This is a genomic window from [Clostridium] celerecrescens 18A (assembly GCF_002797975.1).
Taxonomy (GTDB): Bacteria; Bacillota; Clostridia; order Lachnospirales; family Lachnospiraceae; genus Lacrimispora; species Lacrimispora celerecrescens.
Genome location: NZ_PGET01000001.1, coordinates 4456872 through 4473451, shown reverse-complemented (window position 1 = coordinate 4473451; position 16580 = coordinate 4456872). Strand labels below are relative to the sequence as shown.

Annotated in this window: 16 protein-coding genes; 2 read left to right on the top strand and 14 right to left on the bottom strand. The window is 45.0% G+C overall.

Annotation, left to right across the window (positions count from 1 at the left end; translation table 11 throughout):
* The gene (locus H171_RS20260) at window positions 1–1530 is read right to left on the bottom strand and encodes a C40 family peptidase (protein WP_100306741.1); all 1530 of its coding nucleotides are present in this window, start codon (window positions 1528–1530) and stop codon (window positions 1–3) included.
* A 270-nt stretch (window positions 1531–1800) separates the two neighbouring features.
* Between H171_RS20260 and H171_RS20255 the strand changes: the two genes are divergently transcribed.
* Entirely contained in the window at window positions 1801–2607 is an 807-nt protein-coding gene (locus H171_RS20255) for a ZIP family metal transporter (protein ID WP_207655207.1), read from the top strand.
* Between the two features lie 69 nt (window positions 2608–2676).
* Here the strand turns inward: H171_RS20255 and atpC are convergent, their stop codons facing one another.
* From atpC to H171_RS20215, 8 genes are all read right to left on the bottom strand, one after another.
* Entirely contained in the window at window positions 2677–3093 is a 417-nt protein-coding gene (gene atpC / locus H171_RS20250; RefSeq protein ID WP_100307599.1) for an ATP synthase F1 subunit epsilon, read from the bottom strand.
* A 16-nt stretch (window positions 3094–3109) separates the two neighbouring features.
* Window positions 3110–4504 (bottom strand): F0F1 ATP synthase subunit beta, encoded by a 1395-nt coding sequence (gene atpD / locus H171_RS20245; RefSeq protein ID WP_025230535.1) that lies wholly within the window; start codon window positions 4502–4504, stop codon window positions 3110–3112.
* Window positions 4505–4567: 63 nt separating this feature from the next.
* A complete protein-coding gene (gene atpG, locus H171_RS20240) occupies window positions 4568–5464 on the bottom strand; it encodes an ATP synthase F1 subunit gamma (RefSeq protein WP_025230536.1) in 897 nt (298 codons plus the stop codon).
* A gap of 3 nt (window positions 5465–5467) precedes the next feature.
* Window positions 5468–6976 (bottom strand): F0F1 ATP synthase subunit alpha, encoded by a 1509-nt coding sequence (atpA, locus tag H171_RS20235; RefSeq protein WP_207655206.1) that lies wholly within the window; start codon window positions 6974–6976, stop codon window positions 5468–5470.
* A 5-nt stretch (window positions 6977–6981) separates the two neighbouring features.
* A complete protein-coding gene (gene atpH / locus H171_RS20230) occupies window positions 6982–7485 on the bottom strand; it encodes an ATP synthase F1 subunit delta (protein ID WP_100306738.1) in 504 nt (167 codons plus the stop codon).
* A complete protein-coding gene (atpF, locus tag H171_RS20225) occupies window positions 7466–7966 on the bottom strand; it encodes a F0F1 ATP synthase subunit B (RefSeq protein ID WP_100306737.1) in 501 nt (166 codons plus the stop codon). Before atpF ends, atpH begins: the two co-directional genes overlap by 20 nt.
* 54 nt (window positions 7967–8020) lie before the next feature.
* Window positions 8021–8239: an ATP synthase F0 subunit C gene (gene atpE, locus H171_RS20220; protein WP_025230540.1), complete on the bottom strand. Its 219-nt coding sequence runs from the start codon at window positions 8237–8239 to the stop codon at window positions 8021–8023.
* 29 nt (window positions 8240–8268) lie between these two features.
* The gene (locus H171_RS20215) at window positions 8269–8964 is read right to left on the bottom strand and encodes a F0F1 ATP synthase subunit A (protein ID WP_025230541.1); all 696 of its coding nucleotides are present in this window, start codon (window positions 8962–8964) and stop codon (window positions 8269–8271) included.
* A gap of 553 nt (window positions 8965–9517) precedes the next feature.
* Between H171_RS20215 and H171_RS20210 the strand changes: the two genes are divergently transcribed.
* Complete coding sequence (locus tag H171_RS20210; protein ID WP_100306736.1) at window positions 9518–10327, top strand: alpha/beta hydrolase; 810 nt, start codon at window positions 9518–9520, stop codon at window positions 10325–10327.
* A 101-nt stretch (window positions 10328–10428) separates the two neighbouring features.
* Here H171_RS20210 and H171_RS20205 read toward each other — a convergent pair whose 3' ends face one another.
* From H171_RS20205 to H171_RS20185, 5 genes are all read right to left on the bottom strand, one after another.
* On the bottom strand, window positions 10429–12447 hold the full coding sequence (locus H171_RS20205) for an alginate lyase family protein (protein ID WP_100306735.1): 2019 nt from the start codon (window positions 12445–12447) through the stop codon (window positions 10429–10431).
* Window positions 12448–12583: 136 nt separating this feature from the next.
* Window positions 12584–13372: an AAC(3) family N-acetyltransferase gene (locus H171_RS20200; protein ID WP_100306734.1), complete on the bottom strand. Its 789-nt coding sequence runs from the start codon at window positions 13370–13372 to the stop codon at window positions 12584–12586.
* Window positions 13373–13562: 190 nt separating this feature from the next.
* Window positions 13563–13892, bottom strand: a complete 330-nt coding sequence (locus H171_RS20195) for a cupin domain-containing protein (protein ID WP_100306733.1) — start codon at window positions 13890–13892, stop codon at window positions 13563–13565.
* Between the two features lie 23 nt (window positions 13893–13915).
* Window positions 13916–14650, bottom strand: a complete 735-nt coding sequence (locus H171_RS20190) for an SDR family NAD(P)-dependent oxidoreductase (RefSeq protein ID WP_100306732.1) — start codon at window positions 14648–14650, stop codon at window positions 13916–13918.
* A 16-nt stretch (window positions 14651–14666) separates the two neighbouring features.
* Window positions 14667–16580, bottom strand: coding sequence for a heparinase II/III domain-containing protein (locus H171_RS20185; RefSeq protein WP_157803195.1), 1914 nt, complete (start codon window positions 16578–16580; stop codon window positions 14667–14669).

The following is a 16580-nucleotide window of genomic DNA, read 5'->3' as shown; positions in this document are numbered from 1 at the left end:
CTATCCAAATATACGCCAGCCACAGATAAAGTTGCGTTTCCACCAGGAGCTTAAGGAACGCTCCACTACCCGTCCGTTACTGGAAGAAGCATCGATAACTTTTCCGCCTCCGGCTACGATTCCCACGTGGCCGCTTACCACCACAATATCGCCTGCCTGCAGGTTTCCAAAGCTGGTGATCTTTGTATATTTACCTACGTTTCTCCAACCGGAAGAGGTCAGATAGCTCTGTCTGACGCCAGCCTGGTTGAGAGACCAGTAGACAAATCCAGAGCAGTCAAAGGATTCCGAACCCTTGGCCCCCCATACATAGGGGCGTCCAAGCTTTGATCTTGCAATAGAAAGCAGTCCGCTTACGCCGGAGCCTCCCTTAACGGTTCCTCCTGAGGAACCACCTGCGGAACCGGAAGAGCCTGCGGATTTTATACCGCTTCCCGTAAGCTTACTCATGGTAAGCTGTCCTACAGAACCATCCGCTTTCAGTCCATTGTTGTTCTGGAATGCCTTAACCGCCTTTTCCGTCACTTCACCGTAATATCCTGTCACATTAGCGGAAGCCAGATACCCGTATTTATTTAACAGCTGCTGGATCCTGGTAACCGATTCCCCCTGTTCACCCAGGGTCAGGCCATTAGGCTGCGCCCCAGCGCTCATTAAGGTGATCCGGGTGGACGGCCCTAAATATCCATCCACAACCAGGTCATTCCGGGACTGGAACTGTTTCACCGCTATCACCGTATCATTTCCGTATGCCCCATCCGGAGTGGTTGTTAAATACCCCAACTCCTTAAGGCGCTGCTGACTGGATAAAACCAAATAGCTTTTTTCTCCATAAGACAGAAAGTTGGGCTTAATCTCTTCACTGTAAAGCAGGTTTATGGTCTGACGTCCTACTTTTCCATCGATGTTTAAGCCGTTTACCTCCTGTAGCTTCTCGACCGCGGCCTCTGTTTCATCCCCAAAGCTGCCGGATACCTGACCCGCACTGGCAAGATACCCCAGCTCATAAAGGCGGCTCTGGATCCGTGATATGTCGTCACCCTCCACACCCTTTGACACAGCATAATATTTGGCAGATGGTGACATAATGGAATTTAACGTCTCCGGCCCTACGATTCCATCCTGAGCCAGGCCATTTTGTCGCTGGAACGTCTTAATTGCAGCCTCAGTCACATTACCAAAATACTGGGTGGGCTCATCGTTGTCCATAAAGCCTAAATTCATCAAACGCTCCTGAAGGCTGGCCACCACCGGATGCTCTACTCCGTTCCGCAAATACTCCGGGATAGGATTTTCTTTTTGTTCCGGCACCATAAGAAGTCTTGGCATTAAATCTCCCCCTGGAGTAAGTGCATCAATAGGCTGCAGTTCATTTTTTTGTTCCGTTACTATGGCAATGGATGGCGTTGCATCCTTTCCAGGTCCTTTGACTGCTTCTGTTTTATTGCAGCCTGCTAATAAAGAAACAGCTGCTGCTGCCAAAAATACAGAGTAGGCAGAACGCCTTTTCCATCTTATTTTTATGTTCATAAATCAAATTCCTTTCCTATTTGTTGCCTATGCTCTTTAGGCATAAAGGGATACCCGAAGGGTGTTTCCTATTTGTTGCCTATGCTCTTTAGGCATAAAGGGATACCCGAAGGGTATTTACTATGTAAAATTAGGTCTATTTTAGCATAAAACTGTCGGAAATGGAAAGGGAATTTATCTCATTGCGTCAAAACTGAGGTTATGGTATAGTTAAAGAAGTGAAAACACAGTCAGAACCCCTGACTTTAAAGAGATAAAGGAGGGCTTATTATGACGCCTGTTCTATGGGCTGCCGGCGGTACCGGCTTTACATTTCTCATGACCACCCTGGGGGCTTCGGTTGTATTCTTCTTCCGAAAGGATGTAAACCAGTCTGTCCAGAGGATCTTCCTGGGCTTTGCTGCCGGTGTCATGATTGCGGCCTCCGTGTGGTCGCTTCTCATTCCAGCCATCGAGGAGGCCGAGGCAAGCGGAACTGCGGGCTGGATACCCGCTGCAGGAGGATTTGTCTTGGGAGTACTATTTCTCATATTGTTAGACACCCTTCTTCCTCACCTTCATCCAGATTTGAACAATGATAAAACGAACGAGGCGGAAGGAATCTCTTCTACCTGGAAACGGACCACCCTGCTTGTTATGGCTGTGACGCTTCATAACATTCCAGAGGGTATGGCCGTTGGACTGGCTTTTGCCCTGGCTGCACAGCATGGGAGTGATCCGGCTCTTTATACTGCTGCCATGGCACTTGCTATCGGCATCGGCATCCAGAACTTCCCGGAGGGAGCTGCCATCTCTCTGCCTTTAAGGCAGGAGGGTCTTTCCACGGGAAAGGCATTTTTACGGGGAAGCATGTCCGGCATCGTAGAGCCTGTATTCGGAATCCTTACCGTTCTCGTGGCAGGCAGTATCCAGCCTCTCATGCCCTGGCTTCTGTCCTTTGCGGCCGGCGCCATGATGTACGTGGTGGTGGAAGAACTGATTCCCGAGGCGCATTTGGGTGAACATTCCAATGTTGGAACCCTTGGCGTTATGGTAGGATTTCTGATCATGATGATTTTAGATGTGGCTTTAGGATAAGTAAAAAGGATACCCGGGAGGCAGATTTCTACCTCCTGGGTATCCTTCTTTTTTTATCATCATTCCCTGTCAAAGCTCAAATTTGTGTTTTGTACGCAGCCTGGCCAGCGACCTGGCCATAGAAGCCTCAAAATGAGAATGCTCCTGAAGGCTCTTACTCTGCCTTAACTGCTCGGCCGCTCTCTCCATTGCTTCTTCTGCTCGGCGTTCATCAATATCTTCCGGATGCTCGGCTGTGTCCACAAGAAGTGTCACACGATTGTTTATAATCTGGATGAAACCATTTCCAACAACCGCATGGATCCACTGGCCGTTTTCATCCAACAAACGCATTTCTCCTATGGATACTGCTATGACCATATCCTCATGATGAGGAAGGATCGCCTTTTCTCCATCTGAAAGAGGAATCACAAGCTCCTGGCACGAACCTTTATAAAACACCTTATCACTGGCAAGAACCTGAAGGAAAAATGTATTTTTACTCACAGGCAGCACCTCCAAGCTAAGCCTCTAATGTCCTGGCCTTTTCAATTACCTCATCAATAGTTCCCACATTGAAGAATGCAGCCTCAGGATACTGATCCATATCTCCATTCACAATTGCCTTGAAGCCCCGGACAGTTTCCTTAAGGGGAACATATTTACCTGCGACGCCTGTAAAGTTCTCAGCCACAGAGAAAGGCTGAGATAAGAATTTCTGGATCTTTCTTGCCCGGTAAACCGTGATCTTATCGTCATCTCCCAATTCTTCCATACCTAAGATAGCGATAATATCCTGAAGTTCCTTATATTTCTGAAGCAATTCCTGTACCTTACGGGCTACCTCATAATGCTCTTCCCCAACCACATCCGGTTCAAGGATACGGGAGTTTGAGGCAAGGGGATCAACCGCCGGATAAATACCTTGTTCTACGATCTTTCTGGATAATACAGTGGTAGCATCCAAATGGGCAAAAGTAGTTGCAGGTGCCGGATCCGTCAAGTCATCGGCTGGCACATACACTGCCTGTACAGAAGTAACGGAACCATTTTTCGTGGAAGTAATTCTCTCCTGAAGCTCGCCCATTTCCGTAGCCAGAGTAGGCTGGTAACCAACCGCTGACGGCATACGTCCAAGAAGGGCAGAAACCTCAGACCCCGCCTGGGTGAATCGGAAAATATTATCAATAAATAAAAGCACATTCTTATGCTCTTCGTCACGGAAGTATTCCGCCATGGTAAGTCCGGTTTCAGCCACACGCATACGTGCACCCGGCGGTTCATTCATCTGACCGAATACCAGGGCAGTCTTTGAAATAACCCCGGACTCTCCCATTTCGGTCCAAAGGTCATTTCCCTCACGGGAACGCTCTCCAACACCGGTAAAAATAGAATATCCGCCGTGCTCCGTGGCAATGTTATGGATCAGCTCCTGGATCAGAACCGTCTTTCCAACACCGGCGCCGCCGAACAGACCGATCTTCCCGCCTTTTGCATAAGGAGCCAGAAGATCAATGACTTTGATTCCCGTTTCAAGGATCTCTGCCACAGGGCTTTGCTCTTCAAAGGCTGGGGGATCTCTGTGAATGACCCACTCCGGACCGCCATTTAAGGAACCGCCGTTATCAATAGTCTCTCCAAGTACATTAAAAAGGCGTCCCAGAGTCTGCTCACCTACCGGAACCTTAATGCCTTCCCCGGTAGCGGTTACCTCCATGCCTTTATACAGTCCTTCACTGGAAGCCAGCATGATACAGCGGACTGTACTGTTTCCCATATGCTGTGCAACTTCCATTACGCAGCGTTTCCCTTCATTATTCACCTCAAGGGCATCCTTAATGCGGGGAAGTTCGCTGCCTTCAAAAAACTCAACGTCTACTACAGGTCCAAGGACCTGAACGATCTTTCCTATATTCATATTCTGTTACTCACAGTCGTGAGGACTCCTCCTCTCTAAAGTTAACCGGAACATCCGATGATACTATGCTTTCTTCCTTTTTTTCTTTTGAGCCTTTGCACCGCTTATTACCTCGGTGATCTCCTGGGTGATGGCCGCCTGGCGGACTCTGTTATAGGTTATCGCCAGCTCGTCAAGCATCTCCTGAGCACTCTTTGTTGCAGCCTGCATGGCCATCATTCTGGAATTCTGCTCGCTGGAATAAGACTCCACCAAACCTCCATAGATAAAGCCTGCAATGTAATTGGGCACGATGGCATCGATCACAGCCTGTGGAGATGGTTTCATGGTGATCTCTTCCAAATGTACATTAATTGGTACGCTCTGGCTTAACCGGTGCTTAGGAATGGGAAGAAGCTGTTCGATCTCAGCCTCCATTTTCATGGCATTCACCATTCTGGTGTAGATCATATATACCTCATCAAGCTTTCCTGTCAGGAAGTAATCCACGATCTTTTCCTCAATGATTCTGGCCCGGCTCATATTTGGCTTTTGAACGGTATACCGGAAATCCTGTTCCACCGGTATTCCCTTTTTCATAAAATACTGCTGTCCCAGATCACCAACTACGAACAGCATGGGATTTCCGCCCTTGTCAATCTGCTCCTGAGCCAGTTTAAAAATGTTATGATTATAAGAACCGGCCAGCCCCTTGTCAGCCGTTACCACAATGTATCCGATCTTACGGTCTTCTTTCTTAATATGCGGCCTGGTATCCAGATACGGGTCGTCAATTTCGGGCGTGTGCCTTATGATTCTGGCAATGGTCCTTTGCAGTGCATAAAAGTAAGGCTCCGTATCAGTCAGGGCTTTCCTTGCTCTTTTCAGCTTTGACGAGGAAATGGTATACATCGCATTGGTTATCTTCATGGTACTTTTGATGCTGTTCATCCTGCTTTGTATCTCTCTCGCATTTGCCATATCCTACACCCGTTTCTGTTTAAATTCGGCTGTCACATCAACAATCTTCTGCTTCAGCTCGTCAGACAGCGCTCTGCTTTCTTCAATTTCCTTTCCGATTTCCGGATAGCGCTCATCAAAGAATGCCAGCAATTCTCTCTGAAACTCTTTTATCTTTGTAGTTTCCACATCTAAAAGCAGACGGTTATTGGCTACAATCAGACTGATCACCTGGGCATGAAGGCTCAAAGGATGGCATAAAGGCTGTTTTAACAGCTCCGTAAGTCCCTTACCATATTGGATCTGCTCCTTAGTAGCCGGATCTAGATCTGAGCTGAACTGGGTGAACACTTCCATCTCCCGGCACTGTGCCAGGTCGATACGAATGCTTCCCGCAGCCTTTTTCATCGCCTTGGTCTGAGCCGCTCCGCCAACTCGGGATACGGAAAGACCTACGTTTACTGCCGGTCTCATACCGGAGAAGAAGAGGTCGCTTTCTAAGAATATCTGACCATCTGTAATAGAAATAACATTGGTAGGAATATAAGCCGATACATCACCGGCCTGGGTTTCAATGATAGGCAGTGCGGTAATGGAACCGCCTCCTGCTTCCTCACTTAACCGGCTGGAACGCTCCAAAAGCCTGGAGTGAAGATAAAATACGTCGCCTGGATAAGCTTCACGTCCGGGAGAACGCTCTAATAGCAGGGATAAGGAACGGTATGCTACCGCATGCTTTGACAGATCATCATAAACGATCAGCACATCTTTCCCCTGGTACATGAAATACTCTGCAAGAGCAGTACCGGAATAAGGTGCGATATACTGTAAAGGTGCGGGTTCACTGGCCGAAGAAGATACCACAATGGTGTAATCCATAGCGCCGTAATGTGACAGGGTATTCACCAGCTTTGCAACGGTAGATGCCTTCTGCCCCACCGCTACATAAACGCAGATCACGCCCTTTCCCTTCTGGTTTAAGATAGCATCAATGGCGATGGAAGTCTTACCGGTCTGACGGTCGCCAATGATCAGCTCTCTTTGTCCCCGTCCAATGGGGAACATGGAGTCAATGGCAAGAATACCGGTTTCCATTGGAACAGACACGCTCTTACGGTCTATAATGCCAGGTGCTTCATGTTCAATAGGACGGTAATCGTCAGAGATGATCTCTCCCTTTCCGTCAATGGGAGCACCAAGGGCATTGACAACTCTTCCCACAAACTTCTCGCCTACCGGGATTCCGGCACGCTTTTTCGTTCTTGTTACCTTGGAACCTTCCCTGACGTCCCGGTCGGAACCGAACAGGATACATCCGATGTCTTCTTTTCTGATGTCCTGTACCATTCCCTTGATTCCACTATCAAAAATAACGATTTCGCCGTACATCGCACGGTCAATTCCATAAACCGTTGCGATACCGTCGCCAACGCTTATAACAGTTCCAACTTCCTGGTCCCTGGCATGAGCGTCATAATCTTCAATTTCACTTCTCAATATAGAAATTATTTCATCTGAATTGATGGAAGCCACGTTTTTCACCTCCGCATTATTTTTTGTTCCAATTCTCTAAGGCGTCCCCTTAAGCTCCAGTCAGTTTCTACATCTCCTACGCGGATGATGAATCCACCGATCAAACCTGCATCCTGAATCAGGCGAAGCCTTACATCATGTTTATCATATTTTTTACACAGCATTGCTTTGATCTCGCGAAGCTGTTCTTCCTCCGGTTCCGTCACGTAGAAAAGGGAAGCCTCCAGGATTCCTTCCTGTCTGCAAACACAGGCACGCCATGCATGAAAAATATCATCTGCAAGATCTACATCCCGGCGATCCACCAAAACCTTTAAAAAGGTTCTGATCTCAGCAGGAAATACGCGGTCAATAATCCGGTGCTTGCTGCTCCTTGCTACCACAGGGCTGTTAAGGGCACGCTTAAGCTCCGGCACAGTCTTTAGTGCCAGAGCCGTTTCCTCAATGGCTGTTTCAGGAACAGAGAGCTCATAAAGCACCTGCCCGTAATTAATTGCTGCCTGCATCATGAAAATCACCTGCTTCTGCTATAAATGAATCGTAAAGCGCCTGATTTGCCCTGGCGCTTACCTCCTGATTAACCACCTTGGCCGCTGCTGCGATTACTATGCCCGCAATCTGCGCCTTGGCCTCACGCAATGCCTTTTCCTGATCAGCCTCAGCTTGTTTCCTGGCCCCGGCCATCAAACGGCCTGCATCTTCCTCCGCATCCTTTAAGATCCGGTCGTACTGAGCCTTTGCCTGGTTTTTTGCTTCTTCAATAAGCTTTGAACCCTCATCCGAGGAGGCAGCCAGCTTTTCTTCATACTGCTTTTTAAGATCCGCTGCTAAAACTTCCTTATTCCTGGCATCTGAAATGCTCTGCTCAATCATTCCCCGCCGTTTATTCATCACATCCAAAACCGGCCCTATGAGGAAATGCCTAAGCAAAAGATACAGGACGATGAGATTCACGATAGTCCACACAAAGTTCATATCCAGTCTAAGCATCTGTACCGCCTGCCTTTCTTTTTAATTTTTCCATCTTAATCCTGACCTAGTTAATTATTTAAGGAATAAAATGATGAGAAGGGCTATAACGAAACCATAGATGGCAGTTGCCTCAGCAAGCGCACAACCTAACAGAAGGGCTTTGCTGATCTTGCTTTCTGCCTCAGGCTGTCTTGCAATGGAATCCACTGCTTTTGAGGTTGCTATTCCAATTCCGATTCCTGCTCCAATACCTGTGAATACTGCGATTCCTGCTCCAATTGCTATTAACATAATAATCTCTCCTTTTAATTTACTATTGTTTATTCCACCGATTCCTTAATGAAAAGGGCAGTCAAAAATACAAATACATACGCCTGAATCAATCCGTCAAAAATATCAAAATAAAAACTGAACGGAATTGGTACAAGGAGTGCTGCAAACTGCTTAAGCAATTCCATAACTACAAATGACGCCAGGATATTACCAAAAAGCCGCATACACAAAGAAAGCGGTTTAATAAATAATTCCAGGATGTTAATAGGGGCTATAATCGGTGATGGCTCTGCAAAGCCTTTTATAAAACCTTTTACCCCTTTTTTGTGAAGGCCTGAATATTCTATCAGAAGTATGCTCATGACAGCAAGCGCTGCAGTGGTGTTTAAATCCTTGGTAGGCGGCTTGAAACCTGCCAAACCAATCAAATTAGCCACTCCGAGATAAATTCCCACTGATATGAGATAAGGAATGTATCTCTTCCCTTCTTCCCCCACTAGATCTTCAAAGAAATTGTAAATTCCACCGATTGCCATTTCTAGCGCCAGCTGCTTCTTTCCAGGATTCTCAACCTTAAGATTTCTCACCAGAATGATGGAAAGGAGTGTCAGTGCTGCCATGATAATCCATGTCACCACTACTGATTCAGCAATGGGAATGCCTCCGAATATCGGAATGGTAAAAACCGTTTCGCAGTTCAGTTCCTCTAATAACTTCTCTGCCAAATCCTCCGTAATGCTCACTTCCTTTCTTAAACTGTCTTCCCCTTTATATATTACCAGATTTACTGATTGTACTCCTAAATATACAATATAGCAGAGGTCTATCGTGTATCATACTTTCATCTGCGGAAATTGTCAACTTTTTGCAAATTTCCTAACATCTTATTAATGCAGTTAATTGTTTGAACATTTGAGACAATTTTTCGCTTAAAATTCTAAAATTATTATTAATTTTTTAACTTAAATTATGTCCAAATCCTAAAGTTTTTTATTTTTAGCGTATTTTTCTAGGTTTTATGTAGAATTTTTTTCTAATAATTTGTAAAATTTGACCATGTTTTTTTTGCTTTTTTTTATTTAACCGTCATTAGTACCTAACACTAATATAATTAGATAAGAATAGATAGGGAAAAAGGATATGCTCCCAACCCTTCCTTCTTATATGGCTATCAAATCCTACAAATATCCTGTAAAATTTTTTTCCTGCTTTTTATGGCTTTCTTCCTATTAAAATAGATATAGTTTTGGTATAATAAGGGAAATGCAAAACCAATGTATCAAAGGAGGTATTTCAATGGGAGAAATGATTTCTTCATTTGACGGGACCAGACTGTTTTTAAATAGGGAAGTTCCAGAGGCAGCCCGGGGAGCAGCCGTCATCGTCCACGGGTTATGTGAACATCAGGGAAGATATGATTACGTTGCTGAGCTGCTTCACAAAGCCGGGATCGCAACCTACCGTTTCGATCACAGGGGTCACGGACGTTCTGAGGGGGAACGGACCCACTATGAAGACTTTAATGAATTGCTTGATGACACAAATGTTGTGGTGGACATGGCAATCATGGAGCATCCGGATATCCCGGTTTTTTTAATCGGTCACAGCATGGGAGGCTTCACTGTTTCCTTATACGGCGCAAAATATCCGGACAAGAAGCTACGGGGCATCATCACAAGCGGCGCATTGACAAAGGATAATATGAGGCTGATAAGCAGTGTTCCAGGAGGCCTGGATCCCCACACGAAGCTACCTAATGAACTGGGAGCAGGCGTATGCTCCGTAGCTGAGGTCGTTGACTGGTATGGCAAGGATCCCTATAACTCAAAAACTTTTACCACCGGCTTATGCTACGCCCTATGCCAGGGAATTGCCTGGTTTGAAGAAGCAGTAGGAAGGTTTGAGTATCCCATCCTCATGCTTCATGGGGAAAAAGATGGATTGGTAAGCGTTCAGGATACTTATCAATACTTCGCAGCCGCCCCATCAAAAGATAAGCAGATGAAGATCTACGGAGGATTGTTCCACGAGATCTTTAATGAATACTGCAGGGACGAAGTCATCAATGATGTCCTTCACTGGATTGAGGCGCGGATTACCATTTAAGATAAGTATACCATCATTTTCAGCTATGAACATTGCAAAAAAGCAGCGTTTTTCCTATTCGGATAAACGCTGCTTTCTCTCATATATTCCTTTTGTGTTCTCTACCAGTGAAGTACCGTGCCTCCCACTTTCAGCTTTTCCGTATCAAAAACAATCACCGTTCCTAGTCCCTTCACGCCTCCCGCCGAAAGCAGGTCAGTGGAATCTCCGATATCACGGTGTGCCAAAATAACCACATAGTTCTTACCTTTCCAGCCAATAGATACCGCCTCCGCATCAGAAGGATCTAAGGGAACTGATGGATCCGCACCAAATACAGGAAGAAGGGAAAGTTCCGGGGATTTGTAGTTCTTCTTTTCCCCTCCTGATACAACAGTAATAATAGAAGAAAAACCATCTGCTTCTTTACCGGCCAAAAGCTGCTTTCCTGTTTCCATCTGGTTATAATTTCTGGATATCCGGCCATCTGACAGTTTCATCCCACACCCCTGCGTAAGAACTGTCAATTCCCCGTCTGTCCCGATGCCGGAATAACGCACAGTGCAACCGGACCGGGTAACCTTCCCCTGATTGTTAAAATGATAGAGCTGCTGGTATGTGTGCTTTTCCCTGGAGAAAAACTCGTCTGCGATCAGATAAAGATCCGTATCAATCGCCAGCACTTTTCTGGTGATCCACACATTACCCTCTTCTCCATTCAAATATCCGCCGTGGCTTCCCTGGATATAACGATACCCATCCTTTTTCTTATAACCGCCAAAATATGCTGCAGACATCTGATCCACTCCCCAGGCATCCCGGCATTTTAAATAATCACGGCCGTCAATCAGGGGAACGTTGTGGCCCAGAGCGCTTTTAAACCAGGTTCTTGCTTCGCCAGGCACATAATGGTAACGCCCAGTGTCCATAAGGATATCCTCTCCGTTGATCACAAGATCCACATGCAGCTTGTCGGAATGGCCGTGGCCTCCTCCCAGGAATCCACAGCGGAAGTGGAAATAATCTGCATTTTCATCCCAGCCGGAGCGGACATAAAGATTTCCGGTGCTTTCCATAACCTTATCTAAAAAATCAGGTTCCTTTGCAATCAGCTTTCCGTAGCCCTCGATTCCCTCTTTTAAAAAGTCCCATGCTCCGTCATAGTCCATTTTGTCATAAGCACAGTATTTCAGCATCGGATCTGAAAACAGCCAGGCACTTTGAGTCAGTAAGTCCCTGATATCGGTTTCATCACTGTCTCCCTGCATGGGCTGGCAATGGTTAGGCTTTTTCCATGCAACATTTGCATAGGCCATCTGCCGTACTTTCTCGGTCCTTTTCCTCGAAAGCTTAATTCCGTAGCGCTTAGCCAACCGCATCACTTCCAGATAACAGTGAAACACCTCATTATGATACATAGGGGATTGCTCCCAGTGTACTCCGTCATCGGCGATCTGCACCTCTATCTCTTCACTAAGGCGTATAAGTGCTGCATCCAGATATTCTCTTGTCCGGTCGCTGATAGGAAGGGCCAGTGCGATCTCCATAAGGCCCCGGTTTTCAATAACTCCCCAGTTGCTCTTGATCTGGAAATGTTTGTAGGTAGTCATAAGGTATTCTGCATGAACGGTGAGACAGTCCATATATGCTTTCACAAGCTTGTCATCTACAGAGGGGCTGTCCTTAAAATAGCCCATGGCCTTTACCCAGGTTTCAGCCCTTATACCGGCTTCAATGCTCCTCCATGTGGTTTGCTTGGTCTCTTCTGTAAGAGGATTGTTTTTTATCCAGGAACCTAACAGCTCTGCAAAAGTTTTCGCATACTTTTCATCACCAGTCATGGCATATGCCTGTCCCAAACATATAAAGAACTGGTGGCGGTTGAACTGAAAGATAAATTCCGGGTCATCTCCCGGCATGTAGTCCCAAACTACTTCCTGGTCAAAATGAACCGGCTCATAGGTTCGCTCCATATCCCACCGCAAATCAAACAAAAACGTATGCTCCATTGCATCATCAGCAATGCGAAGGATATGGTTCACTTCCTCCGGCCAATTCCTTTTGCAGTAATCTGTGATCCATGCCTTTTCCTCGCCGCTAATATAATTATTCCGGTTTTTAAAATACTGTTCCTTTGACATCTGGTTCCACCTCTTCCGTAATAGATTATTTTATAGTTACTATAATTATAATGGAATAATCCGATAAATGGAATAAACGATTTTCAGATTCATGTTCTTTTTTTAGATTTATAAAACGATAGAATTGGGTGGTATCTTATACGTTCAGCCACCACTCCTTAGGAATTGTTTCTAATTCTATGATACAATTAATCTGGTGGGACAACACATCTTTTGTCACTTCATATACTGCATTAGCATCGCACAGAATGCAGGCGGCATCGCCAAAACAGGTCTTAACTGCTGCATTTCTGTCGTAGAAAGCCTGCTCCAGTTTTGAGTAATTATCAGAAATATGATCCGTAACAGGATTGTCATGACAGCGCATAAAGGAGGGCTTCATCTGATTGCCTGGTATGACTATCTTAAAATAAGTGGGTACCTTGGTCAGGCGCTCCGGTACATCTAAATGTTCTTCCACGCAATGTATAAAAGTATTTCGCTCGTGACCAACCCCAAGAAGCAGGATTTTACCATTTCTATCTTTTAAACGATCATAGCAGCCACCTGGAGGACAGGGCGTTGTTCGGTTTTCTTCTCCCTCAATAAATGCCTTACTATCCTTTCCGTACACGGCTACACTATGGGTTGGATGCAAGGATCGAAGTACTCCTTTCCGTCTCATAAAAAGATTGGGTAAAATTCCTACGCAAGCCGGCTCTATTCGCGGATCATATACATTGTGGTATTCTGACATGGCAGCCCATGTATGAGTGGGCAGTATAAGCAGACCGTCAGACATATATTCCATAAAAGCATCAAGTACGGTATCTGCCCCGCCTTCAACCTCTCCGATTGCCTTCATGGATGAGTGCAGGAGTAAAGTGTCATTGGGCATAATACCCATCACTTTCAAATTCTGCTTTAGATCTTGTTTTGTATACATAATAACGCCTTTCTTTATCCAAATAGATTATTATCATCCTGTCTACAATCACAAGAATTATGACATAATTTTTCAAGTTTACTAATTTAATTGAAAATAATGGTTGGAATACAATAATGACAGGCTGCCAATTTATCATTTTGGCAGCCTGTCATTATGTATAAAATTTTATAACTAAATCCTTTCCTTCTTATACCTCCCCAATAAAGTCCTCCCGCTGGGGTGTAAAAATATCCAGGATCACAGAATCTTCCAATGCAGTTGCGCCATGCAGTGAATCCGGTTCTACATAATAGCTGTCGCCGGCCTTCAGAATATACTTTACACCATCTGCTTCATACTGGAAGGAACCGGATACTATATAGCTGACCTGCTCATGAGGATGCTTATGTACACTTCCCACTGCTCCCTTTATAAAGGAGGCCTCTACCCCCATCAGGCTTCCGCCTCTTGCAAGAATACGCCTGGTGATTCCCGGCTCCGGATTCCCGGGAATTATATCTTCATATTTTAAAACCATTATGCCACTCCCTCTCTATATCATCAGATAAACACCTGGCCGCCATTGATCTGTATAATCTCTCCTGTAATAAAGGAGGCCTTCTCAGAAACAAGGAATCCGATTACTGTCGCTACCTCCGATGGTTCTCCAAGCCGTTTCATAAGAATCCCATCCTTCCATGACTCCAGGATCTCACGTTTTGTTGCAGAATGGAATGCCGTATCAATGGTGCCAGGGGAAACGGCATTTACACGGATTCCATAATCCGCAAGGTCTTTTGCCAGTGCCCGTGTCAGTCCTTCAATTGCTGCCTTACTTGCAGCATAGATTCCCGCGCCCGGGCCTCCGCCGGAGGTAACTGCAATAGTACTATAGTTAATGATGGATGGATGATTGCCCTTTTTCAGCAAAGGAATGGCTGCACGGCTTGCAAAAAATGCGCTGTCAAAGTTAAGTGCCATTACTTTTCTCATAAAGGAAGTCTCCATCTCTTCAAAACGCTGCCTTCCGCCAAGACCTCCTACATTGTTCACTAACACATCAAGGGAATCATAAGTCTGGGATATTTTTTCAAAGCAGCGATTGACGTCTTCCTCATTCATAGAATCTGCATAAATAAACTCACTGTTTATCCCCTGGCTTTTCAGAGTTTCCAGTGCCGATTTCCCATCCTCTCGACTAATTCCTGTAACTATAATGTCATAACCAGCCTTCCCCAGCTCTATGGCAGCGCTTAAGCCAATTCCACTTGTTCCTCCTGTGATTATTGCTCTCATTTTTGATCTCCTTTTCTCAGCTTTTTTTATTGTTTTCCTCCGCCATTATTTTTAAATGATAATGGGGAGATGTTCCTGTATTCCTAAGTAAAATTGTATTTCTCCTTTGATTCACCGGATTATCCAATGTTTTTAAGAGGTATAACTGGTGATTCCCTGTCAGGTCGATCCATATATTCCACATTACATCTTCTGCCCCGGCCCGCAACACGACATGATTTTCTTTTGTATTTACCCGTTTGGTTTCAAGGATATGCTGATAGCCATTTTTTTCAAATCCCAGGTTCCCATCTTCCAGATCCAGATCATATTCCAAGCTAAGAGCAGATTCCAAATGGAACACGTAGTCAAATATCCCACTCATACCTCTTTCCACCCGGAAATTATCCGTAAAGGTATTACCTAAGATCTGTATCGTCCTGGTATAGTGAATACCATCATAGACATTTCTTGCCGCTGCAGTCACTTTATTTTTATCAAAATACAGGCATTCTCCTGGACTCACAGAGGTTATGTCCGTTCCATTCCAGCAGACCGTATTATGAGACAGGGTTTTCCTGTGCCATTCATTGCACAGGCGGGCCCGGTACCCTGCATTTGACAAGTCCCTGGATATTCTGTGATTCCCATACATCAGTTCCACATTCATGATGTCCGGATGGGCGTGTGACTTTCCATTTAATCCATATTTCATAAACCCGTTCCATTTGTCATTTCTCAATATTGCAAAATTGGATTCAGGAAAGTTGTTTGAATGCTGCTTAATCGGAGTAAATTTCTCATAATCAAAGTCAATATTAAACAAAAGTTCTTCCAGACAAACACTGTTTTTGCAATAATATGGCTCTGATAAAGGCAGGGGCGTACGAACAGAATCGGACACTTCAATGTTCTTCACGAGATTGCCGATCGGGCTGTCCTCTCCCATAGCCCTGGCAGCCGTATGGTAGATATAACTGAATGTGCGTAAATTCAGATTGGGCCAGCCATCGTTAGGATTGGGCAGAAATTGATTGTCAAATGCATAATTATATGCCTGTACAAACATATTCTGCAAAATTTCAATCCCGGTTTTTCCAAAATCATAACCATAAACCTTACTGAACAGAAACAGATACGTAATGCCTTCCAGCAAAAAGAAGTTATAATGAATGGATCCTTCATACCAGAAAAAGTCTTTCGTCACTCCTGTTTCAAGCTGTTTTCTTACATTGAACTCACTGTTGAATGCAAAATCAATCATCTCCTGATCCTGGAAAGCCAGCCCCATGACACCGATAGCGGATAGATTCCAACAGCTGATATTATGAATTCTGGTGGCCTGGGGTGCCAGCAGAAAATACATTTCCCGGAACATATTGTGATACACCAGATCAAGAAAATCAGGACTTAATTCATCTCTTAATATCTCGATGGCCTGGACAAAACGTATAGCAACAATGGATTCATTCAGCCCCTGGGGCATCATTCTTCCGCATCCCCAGGGCATTGCGTCATAGGAATCTGCGGTCAGATTTTCTTTGTTATGCATCAGAAACTCCTTATAATGACGGGCGTAATATTCCATTACTGACACAGAATAATCAAAATACTTTTTTTCCTTTGTGGCTTTATAAACAAATGCAGATACCAGCGCCATGATCACCGCTTTATTCCGGTAGAAATAAACCCAAACGCCATCTAAAATTTCACTTTTATACACCTTTTTGCACACTTCGCACCGATGCCTGTCAGGGGAGTTTATATCAAAAATCAGCCGTCCTCCGTCTTCGTCACAAAAATAGTAGTGCCCCCAACGGCTTAACCGGTCAGGAGAGTCAGAAAAATAAGGAAGAAACTCATCTACCTCTCTTTTCATTTCCTTTATCAGCTCCCGGTTCCTGTCCTCTCCATTCATCCGTTCATAAAATCGGTCATTTACATACTTCAT